Raw genomic sequence first — 21,025 nt, 5'->3', positions numbered from 1 at the left:
CAGTCAGGAGCTAGAGAAACCCCCAGGGCCCACCCGCAAGAACTGCGACAGCGAATCCAAACTCGGAAGATCGGCCGGACGAACAGTCACATCGTCAGCTACGTAATAAAAAGCCACCTCGACTGCGCTTTCGTCCACGCCCGCCAACCGCGCCCACGCAACTCGATAGATCGCCAACTGAGCTGCGGCAGCCACAGCGGCCTCCCCAATAGGGACCCGGCCAGTCTTCCAATCCACCACATCCCACCGGCCGTCCTGGCGCGCGAAGACCGCGTCAATACGACCACGTACCGGAATCCCGTCCACATCGATCACGAACGGCACCTCAGTCGCGTGGATGTCCCGCTGCGCCCACTGGCTAGCTTCGAAATTGCGCCGCCATCGCTCCATCTGGGGCTCAACGACATCCTGACCGTCGCTGAACTCCTCCAAGGGAAGCGTCTGCTGATGCTGAAAGTGTTCCTCCACCCAAGCGTGAAAGTCGGTTCCGCGCCCCGCCGCCTCATGCGGAGGCTGAGGCAAAGGCCGCCGCAACTGACGCAAATATGCCTGCGGATCGGCATTTGCCGCCTGCACCTGCGAGGCCGACATCCGCTCAGGCCGACGCAAAAAGATCACGTTGCGAGCCCGCTCTTCCCGCTCAGCCAACAGCAGCGCAGCCTGCTGGCGCCAATATCGCGCCTGAGAAGAACCACTCAGAGCCGGAAAACTGTCCCCTTCGACCAGGCCCTCCCCGTCTCGCATAGCGGCATCGACCAACCGCGCGGCCGTCACAAACGACTCCTGCCGATGACCCAACGGCGCCACCACCGGCCACGTCTTCGTCGGAGCATCCTCCTCCAACGGATTGGTCGCCCCAGGAGCCGTCAACCACGGACCCACCTCGGTGGCTCCCAGCCGCGCCTCCGACAAGAACGCCGCTGGCTGCCGTGGTTTGACACTCTCGGGCTCCCAGTAATACGCGCTGGCCAGCAAAGTATGGCGGGCGCGGGTCATGGCCACATAGGCCAGCCGCCTTTCTTCGCAAGCCCGATGCTCTTTGCAATCGTGTTTGAAAGCCTTGATTGCCTTGCTGACCTGGGTCGGGTTTTCCGCTTCATCCAGGAAGAGCATCGGCAGCTCTGCGGCGTCCCCGCGCAGTGGAAATGGCAATACCGAAGGATCGCTAACCCAGCTTGAGCCCGCGCGAGTCGAGGGAAAAACTCCCTGGGCCAGACCGGGGACGGCCACGACATCCCATTCGAGGCCCTTTGCCGCGTGAACGGTCATGATCTGGATGACCCCGGCGGTCACGGAAGCGCCCTCGATGACCATGCCGCGTTCCCGATCCTTCGACGTCTCCAGATATGACAGGAAACTGTTGATGCCGGCTGAGTGGGTGCTGGAGTCATACGAGGCGGCCACGTCAACGAAGTCGTCCAGGTGCGTCAACTCGCCTCGATGGAGAAGAGTTTCGACGTCGAGGCCGGTCACGGTGATGGCGTCGCGCACGATGTCCGCCAGGCTCTGGTCGCAGCGTTCCCGCAACCACGACAGTTCGCGCTGCAGTCGCTGGAGCCGTTGATAGCCACTAGGGCTGTACGCAGCGGGGTCGCCCAGATCATTGAGAGCGTCCGATAGGGATGGCTCGGCTTCGCTGGCAAACTGCATCGGCTCGAAACCACTGACATCGGCTACCAGTTCGCGCGCCCGCGCCCACAGCGCCTGCATGTCTCGGGGGCCTAGCCGTATTCGGGGGCCGGTGAGAAGCCGCAACAGTGCCGCACCTGAGGTTGGGTCTGCGGTGGCGCGAAGCGTCGCGACGGTTTCGGCGACCTCGGGGTAGTAGAGCAGCCCGACTGAACCCACGACCTCGAAGGGCAACCCGGCTGCGTCGAACGCTTGCATCAGGGGGGCGATCTGTCTGCGGCTGCGGACCAACGTGGCGGCAGTCTGGCCGGTGTCACTGTGGGGCCACCACTTCTGGCTGAACTGTTCGGCGACCCAGGCGGCTTCGTCGGCGGCGGTCGCATGGAGCGAGGTGGCCACGACTCCGACCCCGTCGACTCCAGCGGTCAACTGTGGAACTCCTCCACCCGAACGCAACGGCTCGGAGACAGTGTTGGCCACCTCGAGGATCTCGGCCCGGTTCCGCCAGGAACGAGTCAGGAAAACTTCGGTGGCGGCTTCCCCCTCGGCGGTGGGAAAATCCGCTCGAAAACGCTCCAGGGTGCCGGCGGAGGCTCCTCTCCACGAATAGATCGATTGGTTGGGGTCTCCCACCGCGCACACGGCATGCCCATCGCCAAAGAGCTTTCGTAGCAACGTCACTTGCGAGTGCGAGGTGTCTTGATATTCGTCCAGCAGCACCACGTGCCAGCGTTCTCGCTCGGTGGCGGCGACTTCGGGAGCGGCGGATACCAGCTGCTCGGCTAGTTGCAGCTGGTCGGCGAAGTCCATGACGCCAGAGTCACGTTTACGTTCCTGCCAGGCCTTGACCAACGGCAGAAGTTGCCGATGCTGGCGGGTCACCGAGTGCAGGGTGCGGAATTCGGCGTTGGAACGCTTCCCAGCTCGCACGGAGAGCTGCTCGGCGAGGTACTCGTCGAAGTCGGTGAGAGCCGAGGCGTCCACCAGGTGCTCGGACATTCCGCCAGATAGCGCCAACACTTGTTCGGTGATGCGGTCGATCCCGGCGTTGAATTCGGTCAGTTCCCCGTCCCAGGCACACACCAGGTCGCGGGCCATTTGCCATCGCCCGGTGTCGGTGATGACGTGGGTGCCCGGTTCGATGCCGATGCGGATGCCGTGTTCGGTGACGAGGCTAGCCGCATAGGCGTTATAGGTGGAGACGGTTGGTTCTCCGGCTAGGTCGTCCAGCGATTCGATCGATGCGGCTAGGCGGGCGAGCTTGGTGCGGATTTTGGCGGTGAGTTCGGCGGCGGCCTTGCGGGTGAAGGTCAGGCCGAGGATATGTTCTGGTTTCACCAGTCCACAGGCGATGAGCCAGACAACTCGGTCGGCCATCGTGGAGGTTTTTCCGGAGCCTGCGCCCGCGATGACAAGCATGGGACTCAACCCGGCCTCGATGACGGCGCGTTGCTCCTCGGTGGGAGCGGGGGAGTCCCCGCCCAGCCGGTTGGCCAGTCCAAGTGCGCTATAGCGAGGAGAGCTACTCATCGTTGCCTCCTTCGGTCTGGGAGGGGGCTTCATCGTGGTGGGGCGCGATGTCAGTGATGTGTTTGCCTTCGTCGGTGAGGGGACAACAGTTCTTCACCGAGCAAGTTCGGCACGCGCTGGTGTGGCGAGCGGTGAAGGTGTCACCCGCCATCTGTTCGGCGACCTCGGCGACGAGTTCGCGAGCCCAGTCGGGGTTTTCGGCTTCGCTGAGGGCGGCTTGGGTGCGCTTGGCGATGTGTTTGTTGTCGATGGCCGGGTAGATGAGTTCCGCTCCCGCGGAGCGAGCCTGGGGACCGGCGAGATCGGCGAACCCGTCGTTTTCGATGGCGAGTTGGTAGATGCCCAGTTGTGGATTGGTTTCGGTCTCGGCCGCGCTGATGGCGTTCTTTCCGGTCTTGAGATCAACGACGTACAGGTCACCGTTGGGAGTGCGTTCGAGGCGGTCAGCTTGCCCGGAGATGACGACGCTGCGTTTATCGGGCCCGACTTCGATGGCGACGGTAAAGGACTGTTCGGCGGCAAGGAGCTGGTTACGGTTGGCCTCCAGCCATCCGGCCAGGCGTTCGGTCATGCCACCGAGGCGGGCACGCTCTTGGTCGGCCTGCCAGGTCGCCTCGAAGGGGAGGCGGTGGAAGTGCTCGTTGACGACGTGTTCGAGAATGTCGCGCGCTGGCGCCTCGGGTTGTTTGGTGACTTCTTCGGCTGCCCCGTGCAGCAGTGTTCCCAACAAGCGGGGGAGATCATCGGAGGTGTCGCCGCCGTGCGATTCGAGGACCCAGCGCAGAGCGCACTGTTGGACTTTCTCGGCCCGGGAGGGGGAAACCCGGATGGTGTCGTTGGCCCAGGTCAAAGCGCGTTCGTCGGATAGTTGAGCGATGCCCCACCACTGGGAGGGGGCAGCTCCTGAGACCTGGGAGCGCGCCAAGTGGGCTAGGAGGTTGGTCGCGTCGGCGGCGGTGCGATGGGCGGGCTCGCGCAGCGAGCGGGTACCAAAGTCGGGTATGTCCGCTTCGGTGATTCCGGCTGCTTCGACGGCGTCAACGGAGGCTTGGCGTAGCCCGGCGGTGAGCGCGGCGAGGTTCAGCGGCCGGGGGAGCCGCCGTAGCGATATGGGCCTCACGCCAAGTTCGCTGGTAAACCGGGACGGCTGGGTGTCGTCGGATTCCACCGCTGTCACCAGGAGCCGCCGGTGGGCGCGAGTAGTGGCCACATAGAACAGTCGGCGTTCTTCATCGAGTAGCTGAGCGATGACGTCGGTGTCGCCGCGTCCAGCCAGGAGATCCACCAGCGCTTCGGCCCCCATGACTGAGCCACGTGGGCGAAGGTTGGGCCATGTTCCTTCACTGGCTCCGGCGACGACGACAAGGTCCCAAAACTGGCCGTGGGCGGCGTGAGCGGTGGTGAGCGTGACGGCTTGGGCGATATGGGCCCGTGGGGAGAGGAAGTCTCCGGGCAGTTGTTGGTGGAGAACATGGTGGCAAAAGACTTCGACACTCGCGCCGGGCAGTTTCGTCGCGTAGTCGCCTGCTAGGTCGAACAGGGCGACCATCGCGTCAAGGTCGGCGTCGGCCCTGGCGGAGCGTCGATCATCTGAGAGCGCTATGCGGTGTAGACGGTCGGCAAGGCCGGACTGGTCCCACACGTTCCACAGGGTCCCAGTGATCGAGCCATCGGAAGTGGCGGCCGTCTCGAGGAGACGTTTGAGTTTCAACGCGGGGCCCGCCCACTCCTCCTCGGGCAGTTCCAGCGCGGTGGCGGGGTTCTCGCCGCGTTCAAGCAGGAAATTAACTAGCAGTTCGGAGGCGGGACGGAAATTATCGTGTTGCCCGGCGCGGCGACGCAGTTCGACTTTGAGGCGGCGCAACGTGTTCGGGTCGGCACCGGCATAGGGCGACAGCAGCAGTGCTTCGGCAACGGGCGCGTCGACCAGGGCTGGATCGCGGCCACAGGTGATCAGGCGCAGCAGATCCCGGACCACCGGCTGCGCCGCCAGCGCGGTGTCGTCAGCAGCTTGCTGGACCGGTACGCCCGCGTGGTGGAGGGCGCGGCGAATGTCGGGAAGGCTGCGGGCAGACCGGGTGATGACGGCCATGTCGGAGTAGGGGACGCCATCCAGGAGGTGGGCCCGGCGTAGCGAGTCGGCGATATAGGCGGCCTCTTGGGTGGTGGAGGCGAGATGGACGACCTGTACCGCCCCAGTGAGCGCATCTACGCGGTCGGTCTCCGGCGCGTGGCTCTGATCGGATTGGGCCTCCACAGCCGGGATCTCGGCAGTCGACGTTGGGGGGAGTTCGACGTTGTCGGCGGCGACATCGGGGGCGGTTTCGGGCACGGTCGATGGTTGCCGAGCCCGGTCGTGGGCGGGGCCGCGCAGTCGTGACGCGAGCGTGTTGGTGGCCCCCAAGACAGATTCGGCCGCGCGGTGGGCGTGGGTGAGTTGAATCGTGGCCGCTGGTTTTTGCGCGACGGTGGTGAAGGAGTCGGGGAATTGACGCACCAACTCGGGGTCGCCTCCTTGGTAGCCGAAGACTCCCAGATCGGGGCAGGCGGCGGCGACCAGGTTCGCTCCTGGCCCGGCGATGGCGCGCAGCAACTCCATGTGGGCGACCGTGGCGTCTTGGAAGTCGTCTACGAATATCCAACTGGGGCGACCAGAGGCATCGGGGGTCTCGCGCACGCGGGCGGTGGCGACGCGGACGAGTTCGGCGGTGTCGAACAGGTCGCCGCCGGAGGCTGACATGGTGGCCAGGGTTGACACGTAAGCGTCGAGGAAGGACGCGGCGGCTTCCCATTCGGGCCGGTCCTCGCGGCGACCCCACTGGGCCAGCTCCGCTGAGGTGATGCCGCGCTCCCCACAGCGCAGGATGAGGTCACGCAGTTGCTGGGTGAATGCGTATGTCGCCGTGGCCGCGGTGAGATGGTCGGGCCACCCGAAGTCTCGCAGCGCCAACAGGTCCCTGAGCAGGGTTTCCTGCTCAGGTCCGGTCAAGAGCCTGGGCAGCCGCAGCTGGTGGGCTCGGGCGTGTCGTTGCAGGATCGCTAGCGCGTATGCCGAGAAGGTGAATACGTTGACCTCCTCTGAGGAATGAGATGCGGTCATGGCGTTGATGCGATTGCGTAGATAGGTGGAGTCGCGGCGGCGCAGACCCAGCATGAGGACGCGGGAGGGCTCGGTGCCGGTTTGTACTTTGTGCGCCGCAGCCGCCAGGAGTGTTTCGGTCTTACCGGTGCCAGGTCCGCCGCGAACCAGAAGCGGCCCCTGCCGATGGTTGATCACGGCGGATTGGGCCGCGTCGAAGGTCGACTGATCGAGGGCACGACTGGAACCGGTTGTGGGTGGGGCGAATGCAAACTGCGGACGTGACACGGTCCCATCGAACCATATGTCTGTGACGTTGTGGGAGTTCCCGAAGCGTGAGTCAAGCGGTGCCCGGTCGGTACCCGGGCACCGCTTGACGACCTACGGGGGAGGCGCTAGCTGGTTGCTTGTGGCGATTGCAGGTGGGTTTCAGATGCGCTTTGGTTCACGCCACATCGGTTGCAGTTGGGGCCCTTCGGGCAAGGTCACCACAGAGCCCATTGCGGTGAATCCGTGGCGTTCGTAGAGGGCTTTACTGCGCCTTGTCGAGGCTTCTAGGTACACCGGTTGATGGTCGTGGTCTGCGTTTTCCAGTCGGTGGCGCAGGAGCGCCCCGCCCACTCCTTGCCCTCGATGAGTGGGGGCGACGGCGATCGACTGCAAGTACAGGTGTGGCGTCGAGGGCCGGTGTTGGTTGCTTCTTTCGGTCACCACGAGCAGGCGTTCGAGAATCGTTTGTCCTGGTTGCGCTGTGGCCCCGCGCAGGTGTTGGGCTTTGTTGTGGAACCGTTCATTGGATTCCATCGCCATCCAGATCGAAAAGCCGGCAATGTCACCGGAGGCGTCTGAGGCGAGGAGTACTTCGTCGTTGGTCAACGCAGGCTTGATATATGAGTCCTTCGTCAAACCGACGTATTCCTTGATTTGGTCTTCGCTGAGGCCTCGCATGAGCCACCGGGAAACCTCTTCATCGGCTCCAGCCCGAGTGACGACCTCGGTGACGTGGTCAATGTCGTCGGGTCCGGCTTTCCACACCTTTATGTCATTCATCGTTGCTGCTCCCTTGGGTCCTTTTCAGGGTGTCGTCTATGGGACGTGTCCGGTTTCGATGCGGTCGCCGAACTTAGTCTGGCGCGTCTGCCTTCGACGTGCGGGTGGTTGTGCGATCACCTGGGTGAGATGGCCGAGAGTTTCAAGTTGTTTCATGCGCCTCATCGACACTTCGATGTCTCGCGTTTGGCCGGATTTCGCGAGGTTCACAGGCGATGCCCGCCCAGTGGTTTGTACGCTGTATTTCGCGCATTTGCCAAAAATATCCGTGTTGAACACGCCGTTCCACAGTTTCGTCACGGTTAAAGCGCCGTGATGAAAAGGAGGAAGATGAGTCCGGAGTCCCAGTGCGAGCAGTGCGGACGCCAGCTCACGCAGATTAATCGAGGTCGCCGCCGTCGATACTGTTCACGGTCCTGTCAAGCTCGCGCGTACCGTCGTCGCAAGGCAGCGGCTTTCGCACAGCCAACGGATGTATCCCGACCTGGGAGGCCCCACCCGGGAACTCTCACTGCCGAGGTGATTTGGAAACAGGCGATCTCCTTGGCCGACGCCGAAGGCATCGCCTCGGTGACGATGCGTCGCGTCGCGTCAAAACTTGGAGTCGCCACCATGACGCTCTATCGGTTCTTTCCCTCCAAGTTCGATCTCGTCTCCGCCATGGTCGAACAGGTGCTGTCGTCCTATGAGCGGCCGCAGGTGGAACCAGCTGGTTGGCGTGCGCAACTGGAATACGAGGCCCGCCAGGAGTGGCGGCTCTACCGCAGGCATCCGTGGCTGCTGGGGCTCCTCGCGCAGAGTCGGCCGCCATTGACCCCACGGCTGTTGCAGGCCGTCGAACGAACGATGGCAATTCTCGCGAATGTGGTCGCGTGCGAACGTCGAGACCCTATGTGGCTCTATCTCACTTTGAGCGCTTACGTGCAGGGTGCGGCCATGCTCCCCGCCTCCGAGGACCCCTCGATCGATGCCATCGCCTCCACCGCAGGCGATGTGGTGCCCTACGACTCGACGCGGCGCTTCGAGGAGTTTTCCGATCAGCTGGCCAGCGGCAGATTCCCTCACCTGGCTTCCCAATTTCCCCTGGCTGAGAACTCTGCGCATCCTCAGCGGCTCACTGACAAGGACGATGTGCTTTTGGGCTTCGACCAATGGTTCGAATACGGCTTGGCTCGGGTTCTCGACGGTATTGAGCACTATTTCTTTTCCCAGAGAGACCACCGTCTTTAGGCAGCCAAACCCGGTATCGAGCAGGTTCGTCGTAGCGGGGCCAGTCGCGGGTCACGGTGTATCGAGGAGGAGCTAACGTCGAGGCCCAGACGCGCCTCGCAGCCATTGGCTGAGAACGGCCAGCACCGGCAACTCTATGAGTGGCCCGGCCACGAGCGCGACCGCGATCAGGGGGCGGTCGGGGAACGCGGCCACGGCCACCGCCAGCGCGATGGGGGAGTTGCGGGCCACGCTCGTCATGACCAGCGTGGCCCGCTGGTCTCGTTCCAGCCCCATTGTGTGGGCGGTCCGGGTGGCCACGATTGGAACGATGAGGAAAAACAGACCCAGTGGGAGCAGCAACGCCAGAAGGTCCCTCGCATGCGAGGTCACGATGGCCGACTGCCAGGCGAACATTGCGAATATGGCGACGTACAGCAAGGGAAGCACGATGCGGGACGCCCGATCTATGAGGAGTGCGCGACGTCGGGGACCGGTTTTACCGCGACCGGATGCGGCTCTGAGCAGCACTGCGACGACCAGTGGGATCACCAGGACGAGGACGACGGCTCCGATCAGGGTCCGGCTGTCGATCATTGCGGCTTCGCCTCCGAGCAGGAGGACATAGAGAGGCAGCAACAGTAGTTGGAGTACCAGATTGATGGGCAATATAGCGGCGGCAATCCCCAGGTGGCCGCGGGCGAGGCCGGTGAAGACGAGGTACCAGTCGGTGCAGGGGGTGACTAGAAGCAGCAGGAGGCCGATTCGCAAGTCTGGTGAGTCTCCCAGTAGTCCCGCTCCGAGCGCCCAGGCTAGAGCGGGGGTGAAGAGGAAGTTGAGGACGAGGCTCGCGCCCACAACCCTATGTGCGCGGCGCGCGTGGCGGAGGTCAGCGGTGTCGATTTGGGTGAAGATGGCGACCAGCATGAGCATGAGGGAGGGCAAGACGAGGTGACCGGCTAGTTCGCCCACCGGCCATAGCCAACCGGCGGCGAGCCCTGCCGCTGCCGCTGTGGCCACAAAGAGGCTTTGTAGCCGCTCCCATGTGCTCAATGGATCTCCTTGGCCTCGCTAAACCGGTCTCGGGTGCGACCGAATGAGCCGGAGTGGATCGCCGTGCGGCTCAGATTAACGGGGAGGCGACAACGGGTACGGTTCGCCGTTCGTCTTGGCGGCAGTTCCTGGGCTGGAGTAGGGCTCCGGACGAGCCCGGCTCGGGCCAGTATGGGGTGAGTTGTCGTACAGCTGGCCGGATGGGCGCAGATTGCGACTCATCCCACTACGACGTCGAATCGGGGTTACGTTAGGCTCCCCACAGGCGGGCCAGAGATACCCCTCTGCCGGTCAGGTATGCTGTCAAAGCTGCTGCCCGATCCCTACTAAGTCGGGAGCTATTGTGACCCCCAATGGCGAATGCGCAATTAACTCTGGAGGAAGCTGACGTGGCCGACGAGACTAGCCGCTCCGACAACGCTGAGGCCGCTGACAGCCCGAAAGGCAAAAAGGGCACATCGGGCCGAAAGGGCCGTAAGTCCGACAAGCGCAAGGGCCCGGTCGGCAAGGTCACCATGTTCTTCCGTGAGGTTGTCGAGCAGCTTCGCAAAGTCGTCTATCCGACGAAGAAACAGCTCATCACCTACTCGATCGTGGTGTTGATCTTTGTCTTGGTCATCATGAGCTACATCGGTGTCCTGGACATGCTCTTCGGCGACCTCATGCAGCGCGCATTCGGTGTTAGCTAAACCCTTCCGGCTTTTGCGCGGGAGTATTTTTCCGGTTCCTCCAGGGTTTCAAATGTGCCTCCGGCGGTTCCTGAATCCGCTAGTGCGCAAGCCTTTCACCCCATCGTTGACCGGCCCAGCCGGTCGAGTGTTGATCCTTCGCATGAGCGCGGACGACTCCACGCCCATGCCATAGCCGTCGAGGCTGCAATTCCGGCACCGCCAAGGAGTGTCGGGATTGGTCTCGCTGGGTGATTTATGGCTGATTCTCTGTGCCTAAGTCAACCCGACTACTCCTACCAGCTAGTCTGATAATGGTGCGATCAGTGTAGGACGCAGTCTGCGTAACACTGGTGCCATTTATTTGTCTATAGCCGCCGTGGGGGCTCCAACGGCGGCAGATGTGAAGAAGGAATGTGAGCTTGAGCGTGTCTGAGTTCGACGAGGCGGCAAAGAACGACGCGACTGACGAGGTGACCTCCCCGGTGCCGGAGAGCACGCCCTCGACCGCGGACGAGGCCGTGTCGACCGACGAGACCGCGTCGGCCGAGGAAGAAACTGCCGACGAGGCCCCCGAGGTGGACCGGGCCGCCGAACTGCGTGCTCAACTGCGGTTCGCCCCCGGTGAGTGGTACGTGTTGCATTCCTATGCGGGCTTTGAGAACCGGGTTCGGTCGAACTTGGAAAGTCGCATCCAGAGCTTCGACATGGAAGACTTCATCTACCAGATTGAAGTCCCCACCCACACTGAGGTGGAAATCAAGAACGGCAAGCGGTCCAAAGTCGAGGCCAAAGTATTCCCCAGCTATGTCCTGGTCCGCATGGAACTGACTCCTGAGTCGTATTCGGTCGTGCGTAATACCCCGGGAGTGACCGGTTTCGTGGGCGTCATCGACCGTGCCGACCGTCCCTCCCCGCTGCCTTTGGATGAGGTCATCCAGTGGTTGTTGCCGCCGGAGAAGGAGACCACTAGCGACGAGTCCGACACGGCCTCCAGTAGCGAGCCGAAGATCAAGGTTGACTTCGAAGAGGGCGAGTCGGTGACTGTGGTCGACGGTGCCTTTGCCTCGATGCCAGCCACGATTTCTGAGATCAATGCCGAACAGCAAAAGCTAAAGGTGCTTGTGTCGATCTTTGGACGTGAAACTCCGGTTGAGCTTAACTTCAACCAGGTCTCCAAGATCTAAGCAAGTACGAGCGGGGCCCATCCGTCCAGCGCGGGCCAGGCCTCGAGGCCACGGGAGTGAATTCCACAATTGTGGATGCTCCTTGGCCTCGAACCTGGCGCTCAGCTGGGCCGATGGGCCTTCGTCTGCGATGTGGGCCGGCAAGGCGCGATCGCCCACGGGCTTCCTAGGCGGGCCTTGCGCATAGCACCACCGAGGCCTCGCCGGTGGCGCACCTCACCCACCTCAGTACTAGGGGGAGGTAAACCACCAGGTACCCTAGGGAAGTTGCCCTGAATTCGCATGGTGAGGCCAAGGGGCCTCGCAGCACACTCAGGGCACGTCAGAGCTGGCAACAGCTCATCACGACCCGTCTCCCGACGGGTTGATTCACGGTAAATCCAGCAGGGGTGCCTCTTATGGCTCACTCCTGTGTCGCCCAGGAAAGAAGACAATGGCTCCTAACAAGAAGCTTGTTGTGACCTTCAAACTGGAGCTGGCGGGTGGCGCAGCCACTCCCGCTCCGCCTGTGGGTCCTGCGCTCGGTCAGCACGGCGTCAACATCATGGAGTTCTGCAAGGCCTACAACGCGGCCACGGAGAACCAGCGTGGTGAGATCGTCCCGGCCGAGATCTCCGTATACGAAGACCGGTCTTTTGACTTCAAGCTGAAGACCCCACCTGCGGCCAAGCTGCTGATGAAGGCTGCTGGCGTGCAGAAAGGCTCCGGCGAACCGCACCGCAACAAAGTCGGAACGGTCACCATGGACCAGGTCCGCGAGATCGCCGAAAAGAAGATGTCGGACCTCAACGCCAACGACATCGACGCCGCCGCCAAGATCGTGGCTGGCACCGCCCGCTCCATGGGTATCAACGTCAACAGCTAAATCATCCGGTCGCCCGCCGACCTTTTGAGTCGGTGACGGGCAACCGCCCGTGGCAGGGCCTTGCGCCATGCCCTCACCACAACATCCAGTTTGAGAAGGATGCGTAAATGAAGCGCTCGAAAACCTACAAGGAGTCGGCCAAGAAGGTCGACAAGTCCAAGCTTTACGGCCCGCTGGAAGCGGCGACGCTGGCTAAGGAAACCTCCGGAGTCAAGTTTGACTCCACCGTTGAGGTCGCCATGCGTCTGGGCGTCGACCCGCGCCAGGCCGACCAGCTGGTTCGCGGAACCGTCAGCCTCCCGCACGGGACCGGTAAGACTGTCCGCGTCATCGCGTTTGCCGCCGGAGAGGCCGCTGAGGCCGCTACCGAGGCTGGAGCGGACGAGGTCGGTTCCGACGACTTGGTCAAGAAGATCCAGGACGGCTGGCTCGACTTTGACGCCGCTGTCGCCACGCCTGACCAGATGGCCAAGATCGGTCGCATCGCGCGAATCCTGGGCCCGCGCGGTCTGATGCCGAACCCGAAAACCGGCACTGTCACGCCGAACCCGGCCAAGGCCATCGCTGAGATCAAGGGCGGAAAGATCACCTTCCGCGTTGACAAGCACTCCAACCTGCACTTCATCATCGGCAAGTCCAGCTTCACCGCTGAGCAGATCGCCGAGAACTACGTGGCGGCGTTGGAAGAAGTACAGCGTCTGAAGCCCGGCAGCTCGAAGGGCGTCTACCTCAAGAAGGTCACGCTGACGACGACGATGGGCCCGGGCATCCCGGTTGACCCCTCGAAGTCCGCTGTCACGGCCTAGTCAACGACGTGGCTCCCTAATCTAGGAGCCATGAATAGTGAGGTGGGTGTGCCTCGTCCAGGGACGAGGCACACCCACCTTTTGTATCTGGTGCCTGGGAAAGTTATCTGGCCCACTGTGGGCCCCCGCCCCCATCTGTCTAGTGTTGTCCCTGCTAGGCTTACGTAGTTTTCCAATACCCGAAGACCGTTGGTCGCCGACCAAGTGTCGGCCGAAAGTTCAGCCCCACTTCCCATGTGCTCGTGACTCACACGAGTGGGAACCCGGGCGGGCGACCTGCGCAGGGCGAGTAGAAACACTCTTCACACCCATTGGTGTCTAGTAGTGCCATGCCGCGTCCCGTGCAGAGGGGCGCATTTTTTTGTGCCTCCTCTACGAACGGAAATCAGGTTGGATTCAGCCGAAGAGAGGAGGGAAGCATGGCTGAGAAGGAAATCCTCGCAGCTAAAAAAGCTGCTGTCGCCGAGTTGACCGAGAGCTTCAACAAGTCAAACGCCGCCGTACTCACCGAGTACCGTGGTCTGACCGTTGACCAGCTCGCACAGCTCCGCCGTTCCCTCGGTGAGGGTAACCGTTACCAGGTAACGAAGAACACCCTCGCCAAGCGAGCTGCCGCCGAGGCCGGTCTGACCGACCTCGAAGACCTTTTCACCGGTCCCACGGCCATCACCTTTATCGAAGGTGACCCGGTCGAGGCCGCCAAAGGTCTGAAGAACTTCGCCAAAGAAAACGAGGCCTTGGTGATCAAGGGTGGCGTCATGGACGGGAAGACCCTGTCCACTGACGACTTCCAGAAGATCGCCGACCTCGAGAGCCGCGAAGTACTGCTGGCCAAGCTTGCCGGCGCGATGAAGGGCAATTTGCAGAAGGCCGCTGGCCTGTTCGCCGCTCCGGCGTCTCAGGTGGCGCGTATGTCCGCCGCCCTTCGCGACAAAAAGGAAGCCGCGGGCGAGTAAGCACACTCGCACGCCCATCTCAAACGACTTACTGGAAGGAAACACCATGGCTAAGCTGTCCACAGAAGAGCTGCTCGACGCGTTCAAGGAAATGACCCTCCTGGAGCTGTCCGAGTTCGTCAAGGAATTCGAAGAGACCTTCGACGTCACCGCCGCCGCCCCCGTAGCCGTAGCCGCTGCTGGTGGCGCCGCCGCCGGTGGTGAAGAAGCCGCTGCCGAGAAGACCGAGTTCGACGTCGTTCTCGAGTCCGTTGGCGACGGAAAGATCAAGGTCATCAAAGAGGTCCGTGGCCTCACGAGCCTGGGTCTCAAGGAAGCCAAGGAGCTCGTCGAGGGTGTGCCGAAGGCCGTCCTCGAGGGCGCCAAGAAGGAAGACGCCGAGAAGGCCAAAGAGGCCCTCGAGGCCGTTGGCGCCACCGTCTCCCTCAAGTAATTCCTGGCGAGCCTCGGCTCTCATATAGTCTCCACGCGCGCCAGCGCGGGCGATAGTTGCCCTTATGCGCAGGTCGAGGTGCACCTTGGTGCATGAGCCGACGTGAGCGAGTATCGCTTCGTCTGAGAACTTCTTGTGAGAGCGCGATATCGGTCCGGCCGATATCTGGCTTGTGAAGGGGGCACGTCCCAATGCGGGGCGTGCCCCCTTTTGTCGTGTCCGTGGCCTTGGCGGCATATGCAAAAAATTGTTACGCTCACGCAACCTGAAACCAGCCACAGACGATTACCTTGAAGTCACCCCAATCTCACATTTCTTCGATCCCCGGGAGGCACCCCATGTCTAGTCCTCATCGCATCGGTACTGGCAGGCGAACCAAAATCACGGTGGCGACGGGAGCCGCATTGGTTGTGGCCCTTGGCAGCGGATGTGGCGTCTTCGGAGGCGATGACAGCGACGAGCGTAACCCCGAGGAGAGCAAATACCTCCAGATTCTCAACGATGGGATTGATCTGGAGAATCAGCTTTCGGAGCATGAAGCTCGCTTCCTGCGCCAATGTATGGAGGACCAGGGTTTTGATATTCATGACCCGCTAGAGACCGAAGCTCATCCTGAACCTGAGCGCGACAATCTCACCGAAGAGAACCCATCGATGCCGGTATTGCTCTCGGTTGAAGAAGCTGAGGAGAACGCCTTCGGCATGTGGCGTGAAGCTCCCCAGAGCGGCGAGGGGCCTGGCGATGGACCTCAACGTGGCTCGGACAACTACGAGTTTTTCGAGCAGCCAGCTGACTATCAGCGCGACTACTATACGGCCCTGTATGGCACGGAGCTGATGGAGTATCGCAGCCCTTGGTTGGTGCAGGAGGTTGAGGAAGACGCCGTCTCTGAGACGGGCTCCATGGGGACTGAGCCCAAACCTGAGGGCTGTAAGGGCGACATGGTTGACGCGGTCTATGGCGGTGGACAAATCGTCTCTGAAACGGTCACTGACGATGAATGGTCCTATTTCACGTATCGGCCGGAAATGCCGCAGCTGATGACGTGGAACGAGCAGGTTGAGTCCATGCGTACCGACGAGGTCGTCGAGACTCAGCTGGCCTTCGAGACGTGTCTGGCCGACAATGGCCAGGGGGAATGGGAGTTCGACGAGCAGGGGGCCATGCAGGTCGATGTGTATTTCACCATGCTCTACTTCGGTACCTCCGAGGCTCTGGGATCGGATGATTGGTACCAAGGGCCGAGCCCGGACCCTTCGTTGAGTGATTACGAGGAGATCCGCGCCCACGAGTTCGACCTGGCCGGGACCTTCGCCGAATGCAACGAGGAGACCGAGGCGTCTGATGTGATCGGAGGTGCCTGGTTGGAACTACAGCTGGAGCAAATGCGCGATCTCGAATCCGAGTTTGTCGCCTGGCAAGACCAAATGAAGGAACACTTGCAAGATCTGCAAGCGCTTTTGTCGCAATAGCCTAACGCTTCGGTGGGGCCGGTGCGGTTGCTACGCAACCGCACCGGCCCCACCTTTATGGGCTGTGGCCCCCCTGCCCGAGGCCACGGTGGGTCACCACTATGGAGGGGATGGGCGTCACTAAAGGCCCATGCCGCTGGGGCGTAACTTACCTCAGCCGGGATCGTTTATCTGATACAGCCATTTGGTTCACGTCACGAGGGAACCGATTGCCGCTGCGGCGCGTCAGATTTTTGTAGCGCGATACGCGCGGGGTCGTTGACTTCAGCACGCCATCGCGTTGTGGAGCATGAGTTCCAGGACGTGGCTGGGGCAACGAAGCACCAACGCGAAGCTCTTGACAACCGCGATACGGTCAAGGGCTCTGGTGATTGACCACTGCCGCGGTGCGTTGAGTTCGCAACGACGAACCGAGAGAACTGAACGCAACCGGTCGCACGAAACTGCGCTCAGATGGACTTTTCTCAAAGGCTCGCGTGAGAGTGCCACCGCCGACCAAGGGGGGCGCTCGTTGCTTAGGGGAGCAACAGGCGCCGGTCGGCAGGCACGCTACGAGCCTGGTTATGTCCGTCGTGGGCGGCGAGCTATGGAGGGGATTGCTCGCCGAGACGATGGAAGAAGGGGGTGCCGGTAACCGGCACCCCCTAAAAATGTCTCCGCGTTGGCGCATTCGCCTCTTCTTCTACGCCAGATCACCCCACATGAGGCAAACGGCCCAGAATTATCCGAAGAGAATCCGGGCTGCTCATTCGCCGCCAATCGGCCTCTGTCCTGCTGCTATTCCTGACGTTGAGTGAGCGTTCGTGAGCCCCGGGGTGTCCAAAGCCGCTGCGACACTTGACGATGTGACTGCGAACAAGGCAAACTGTTTGCGTAACCAACCAGGTTCACCGCGCGTGAGGGCGATATGCCTCACAGCTGCGGCGAACCGCGGGAAAGATAAGTACGACACTGTCAGCGAGCGTCATCACGCACCCACCGCGTGATCCAGGCAACCCACCACTGGCTGACACGAACCCAAGGAAGGCGAGGCAGCTACGGGCGCGGCAGAGATCACATCCGCTTTAGCCACCACGACGCCGGGGGTCAATTGACATCCGGTCAGCTGCCGTATAGACTGCTAAGTTGCGCTGCCTTCTCGCGCCTTCATGTCGTTGGCGACAGGCGTCTGACAGTAGGGTTGTCAGGTCATTTCGCACCACAGTAAATCGTTCTCGTGGTTTGGCGTTGATCATTGGTGGGTCTTTTCAGGTTCTCCTTCATGCTCGCGTCGGAAGTGTCCGCACTCCAACTGTCGGCATCGTCTGCGTACGACGGGCCCGACGGATTCAGCACTGGCACCTGACCGGCATTCTTGTCACCAGGTGGGTTCCCCCCGGGAGCCTGCGCAAGTGCGAACGTAATCCCGACGGCGGGTTTGGCATCTGGACACCTTCGGTCAACGGATACGCCACCTGGTTCATTCCAGAGTGTCGAATCTGGGGCCGGAACCGTGTCCGCAGATGATCAATCCTGGGTGTTAACAACCAACGTGATGGTCACCGATGAGGTAGCAATGACGGTCGATACACACTCAGGTCCTCGGAAGGACGAATCTTGGCAGCTTCCCGCACTGGCAAGACCAGCTTCAGCAAAAGCAAGCACGCACCTCGCCGTCTGTCATTCGGCAGGATCGATGAGCAACTGGAAGTCCCGGACCTACTGGCGCTACAGACCAGTTCGTTCGACTGGCTCATCGGAAACGACGCTTACCGGCAGTCAGCCGGCGACGACGCCAAATGTGGTCTGGACGAGATCCTAGAAGAGATCAGCCCGATTGAAGACTTCTCGGGCACGATGTCCCTGTCCTTCTCCAACCCTCGCTTCGACGAGGTCAAGGCTCCCATCGAGGAGTGCCGCGAGAAGGACCTCACTTATTGCGCGCCGTTGTTCGTTACGGCCGAATTCATCAACCACACCACGGGCGAGATCAAGAGCCAGACGGTCTTCATGGGTGATTTCCCCATGATGACGCCCAAGGGAACCTTCATTATCAATGGAACCGAGCGAGTCGTGGTCAGCCAGCTCGTCCGGTCCCCCGGCGTATATTTCGACAAGCAGCCGGACAAGACCTCCGACCGTGACTTGACCTCGGTCAAGGTCATTCCCGGTCGCGGTGCCTGGCTGGAACTGGACATCGACAAGCGTGAAACTGTCGGTGTCCGCATCGACCGTAAGCGTCGCCAGGCCGTCACCGTCCTGCTCAAAGCCATCGGCTGGACCGCCGACCAGATCCGCGAAAAGTTCGGCTGGTCCGAACTCATGATGGCCACGCTGGAAAAGGACTCCATCAACGCCCAAGACGAGGCGCTGCTGGACATCTATCGCAAGCTGCGCCCAGGTGAGCCGCCGACGAAGGACAACGCCCAGACGCTGCTGGACAACCTGTTCTTCAACCCGAAGCGCTACGACTTGGCCAAAGTGGGTCGTTACAAGGTCAACAAGAAGTTTGAGCTTGAACTGCCCATCTCCACCGGAGTACTCACCGAAGCCGACCTGGCCTCGACCATCGAGTACATGCTGCGCCTGCACGCGGGCGAGTCCGGATACGACGCCGACGACATCGACCACTTCGGTAACCGTCGTCTGCGCACCGTTGGCGAGCTGATTCAAAACCAGATCCGGGTCGGTCTTTCGCGTATGGAGCGCGTCGTGCGCGAGCGCATGACGACCCAGGACGTGGAGGCGATCACTCCGCAGACGCTGATCAACATCCGCCCGGTCGTGGCCGCGATCCGCGAGTTCTTCGGAACCAGCCAGCTGTCGCAGTTCATGGACCAGGTCAACCCGATCGCCGGTCTGACCCACCGTCGGCGACTCTCGGCGCTGGGACCCGGTGGTCTGGCCCGTGACCGCGCTGGCATGGACGTGCGAGACGTGCACCCGTCTCACTATGGACGTATGTGCCCGATCGAGACGCCGGAAGGTCCGAACATCGGACTGATCGGCACCATGTCGACGTATGCCCGCGTGAACCCGTTCGGGTTTATCGAGACGCCTTACCGCAAGATCGTTGACGGCGTCGCGACCGACCACGTGGACTATCTGACCGCCGATGAAGAGGACCGCCTCATCATCGCCCAGGCGAACACGAAGCTCAATCCTGACGGCTCGCTGGCCGAGGACGAGGTGCTGTGTCGTCGTCGGGGTGGAGAGTTCGAACTGGTCGCTCAGGCTGAGGTCGACTACATGGACGTCTCGCCGCGGCAGATGAACTCCGTGGCCACCGCGATGGTGCCGTTCTTGGAGCACGATGACGCCAACCGTGCGCTCATGGGCGCCAACATGCAGCGTCAGGCCGTGCCGTTGATCAAGACGGACTCGCCGTTGGTGGGAACCGGCATGGAGTACCGTGCCGCCATCGACGCCGGCGATGTCGTTATCGCCGAAGCCAGCGGTGTCGTCGAGGACTCCTCGGCCGACTACATCACGATCCACCAGGACGACGGATACCGCCGTACCTACCTGCTGCACAAGTTCCGCCGTTCCAACGCCGGTACCTGTATTAACCAGATCCCATTGGTCACCGAGGGGGAGAGGGTCGAGGCCGGTCAGCAGATCGCCGACGGTCCTTGTACCGACAACGGTGAAATGGCGCTGGGTAAGAACCTGTTGGTGGCGTTCATGGCCTGGGAGGGTCAGAACTTTGAAGACGCCATCATCTTGTCCAACCGTCTGGTCGAAGATGACGTGCTCACCTCGATTCACATCGATGAGCACGAGGTCGATGCCCGTGACACCAAGCTGGGGCCCGAGGAGATCACCCGCGATATCCCCAACGTCGGCGAGGAAATGCTGTCGGACTTGGACGAGCGCGGCATCATCCGTATCGGTGCCGAGGTCCAAGACGGTGACATTTTGGTCGGTAAGGTCACGCCCAAGGGTGAGACCGAACTGACGCCGGAGGAACGACTCCTGCGTGCGATCTTCGGTGAGAAGGCCCGCGAAGTGCGCGACACCTCTTTGAAGGTGCCGCACGGCGAGTCGGGAACGGTCATCGGAGTGCGCACCTTCAACCGTGAGGACGGCGATGAACTGTCCCCCGGTGTCAACGAGATGGTGCGCGTCTACATCGCCCAGAAGCGCAAGATCTCCGATGGCGACAAGCTGGCCGGACGTCACGGCAACAAGGGTGTTATCTCCAAGATCGTCCCAGCCGAGGACATGCCGTTCCTCTCGGACGGCACTCCCGTCGACATCATCCTCAACCCGCTGGGTGTGCCTGGCCGTATGAACATCGGTCAGGTACTGGAAGTCCACCTTGGGTGGGCCGCCAAAGCCGGGTGGAAGGTCGAGAATTTCGACGAGCAGTGGCAGCAGGCTCTTAAGGACATTGACGCCGACACCAGCGAACCGGGCACCAAGGTCGCCACGCCGATCTTCGACGGGTCCAACCCCGACGAGGTGCAGGGTCTGCTGGAAAGCACTCTGCCCAACCGCGATGGTGAGCGCATGGTGGGACGCTCTGGTAAGGCCAAGTTGTTCGACGGCCGTACCGGGGAGCCGTTCCCCAGCCCGATCAGTGTGGGTTACATGTACATCTTGAAGCTCAACCACATGGTTGACGACAAGATTCACGCCCGGTCCACCGGTCCGTACTCCATGATCACCCAGCAGCCGCTGGGCGGTAAGGCTCAGTTCGGTGGGCAGCGTTTCGGAGAAATGGAATGTTGGGCCATGCAGGCCTATGGCGCGGCTTACGCGCTACAGGAGCTGTTGACCATCAAGTCCGACGACGTGGTCGGCCGCGTCAAGGTCTACGAAGCGGTTGTGAAGGGCGAGAACGTTCCCGAACCCGGTATCCCTGAGTCGTTCAAGGTGCTGTTGAAGGAACTGCAGTCGCTGTGCCTCAATGTCGAGGTTTTGTCCTCCGACGGTAAGTCGGTACAGCTGACCGAAACCGACGACGAAGTATTCCGTGCAGCCGAAGAGCTCGGCATCGACCTGTCGAGGGATGAACCCTCCAGCGTCGATCTCGAAGGAGCTTAAGCGAGTTCAGTGGTGGGGCGGGTCAAGGCTCGTCCCACCATCCTCAAAATCGGTAACACA

The 21,025-nt window shown here is 61.8% G+C and carries 14 protein-coding genes; 9 read left to right on the top strand and 5 right to left on the bottom strand.

The annotated features are described in order from the left end of the window. Positions 1-3 precede the first annotated feature (3 nt). The 4 genes from JQS30_RS12375 to JQS30_RS12360 all read right to left on the bottom strand — a co-directional run bounded on the left by JQS30_RS12375 (position 4) and on the right by JQS30_RS12360 (position 7,588). Entirely contained in the window at positions 4-3,159 is a 3,156-nt protein-coding gene (locus JQS30_RS12375) for an ATP-dependent helicase (protein ID WP_213170559.1), read from the bottom strand. After that, positions 3,152-6,526 carry an ATP-dependent helicase gene (locus tag JQS30_RS12370; RefSeq protein WP_213170558.1) on the bottom strand — a complete coding sequence of 1,125 codons (3,375 nt, stop codon included), beginning with the start codon at positions 6,524-6,526 and terminating at the stop codon, positions 3,152-3,154. Before JQS30_RS12370 ends, JQS30_RS12375 begins: the two co-directional genes overlap by 8 nt. A gap of 141 nt (positions 6,527-6,667) precedes the next feature. Then, positions 6,668-7,288, bottom strand: a complete 621-nt coding sequence (locus JQS30_RS12365) for a GNAT family N-acetyltransferase (protein ID WP_213170557.1) — start codon at positions 7,286-7,288, stop codon at positions 6,668-6,670. A gap of 36 nt (positions 7,289-7,324) precedes the next feature. Then, positions 7,325-7,588: a hypothetical protein gene (locus JQS30_RS12360; protein WP_213170556.1), complete on the bottom strand. Its 264-nt coding sequence runs from the start codon at positions 7,586-7,588 to the stop codon at positions 7,325-7,327. Between the two features lie 219 nt (positions 7,589-7,807). Here JQS30_RS12360 and JQS30_RS12355 point away from each other — a divergent pair, with 219 nt between their 5' ends. After that, positions 7,808-8,518 (top strand): TetR/AcrR family transcriptional regulator, encoded by a 711-nt coding sequence (locus tag JQS30_RS12355; RefSeq protein WP_213170555.1) that lies wholly within the window; start codon positions 7,808-7,810, stop codon positions 8,516-8,518. 72 nt (positions 8,519-8,590) lie between these two features. Here JQS30_RS12355 and JQS30_RS12350 read toward each other — a convergent pair whose 3' ends face one another. Then, on the bottom strand, positions 8,591-9,550 hold the full coding sequence (locus tag JQS30_RS12350) for an arsenic resistance protein (RefSeq protein ID WP_213170554.1): 960 nt from the start codon (positions 9,548-9,550) through the stop codon (positions 8,591-8,593). A 389-nt stretch (positions 9,551-9,939) separates the two neighbouring features. On the opposite strand from JQS30_RS12350, the gene secE reads away from it, so the two are divergent. The 8 genes from secE to rpoB all read left to right on the top strand — a co-directional run bounded on the left by secE (position 9,940) and on the right by rpoB (position 20,965). After that, the gene (secE, locus tag JQS30_RS12345; RefSeq protein ID WP_213170553.1) at positions 9,940-10,239 is read left to right on the top strand and encodes a preprotein translocase subunit SecE; all 300 of its coding nucleotides are present in this window, start codon (positions 9,940-9,942) and stop codon (positions 10,237-10,239) included. Positions 10,240-10,646: 407 nt separating this feature from the next. Beyond that, on the top strand, positions 10,647-11,405 hold the full coding sequence (nusG, locus tag JQS30_RS12340; RefSeq protein ID WP_246498159.1) for a transcription termination/antitermination protein NusG: 759 nt from the start codon (positions 10,647-10,649) through the stop codon (positions 11,403-11,405). 433 nt (positions 11,406-11,838) lie between these two features. Beyond that, positions 11,839-12,270: a 50S ribosomal protein L11 gene (gene rplK, locus JQS30_RS12335; protein WP_213170552.1), complete on the top strand. Its 432-nt coding sequence runs from the start codon at positions 11,839-11,841 to the stop codon at positions 12,268-12,270. Positions 12,271-12,377: 107 nt separating this feature from the next. Further along, the gene (gene rplA, locus JQS30_RS12330) at positions 12,378-13,076 is read left to right on the top strand and encodes a 50S ribosomal protein L1 (RefSeq protein WP_213170551.1); all 699 of its coding nucleotides are present in this window, start codon (positions 12,378-12,380) and stop codon (positions 13,074-13,076) included. 419 nt (positions 13,077-13,495) lie between these two features. Next, positions 13,496-14,032, top strand: coding sequence for a 50S ribosomal protein L10 (gene rplJ, locus JQS30_RS12325; RefSeq protein ID WP_213170550.1), 537 nt, complete (start codon positions 13,496-13,498; stop codon positions 14,030-14,032). Between the two features lie 46 nt (positions 14,033-14,078). Continuing rightward, entirely contained in the window at positions 14,079-14,465 is a 387-nt protein-coding gene (gene rplL / locus JQS30_RS12320; protein ID WP_213170549.1) for a 50S ribosomal protein L7/L12, read from the top strand. A gap of 338 nt (positions 14,466-14,803) precedes the next feature. After that, positions 14,804-15,937 carry a hypothetical protein gene (locus JQS30_RS12315; protein ID WP_213170548.1) on the top strand — a complete coding sequence of 378 codons (1,134 nt, stop codon included), beginning with the start codon at positions 14,804-14,806 and terminating at the stop codon, positions 15,935-15,937. Between the two features lie 1,596 nt (positions 15,938-17,533). Next, positions 17,534-20,965, top strand: coding sequence for a DNA-directed RNA polymerase subunit beta (rpoB, locus tag JQS30_RS12310; protein WP_213170547.1), 3,432 nt, complete (start codon positions 17,534-17,536; stop codon positions 20,963-20,965). Positions 20,966-21,025: the final 60 nt, after the last annotated feature.

The organism is Natronoglycomyces albus, from assembly GCF_016925535.1.
Classification (GTDB): Bacteria; Actinomycetota; Actinomycetes; order Mycobacteriales; family Micromonosporaceae; genus Natronoglycomyces; species Natronoglycomyces albus.
This window is presented reverse-complemented; position numbering and strand designations above follow the sequence as displayed.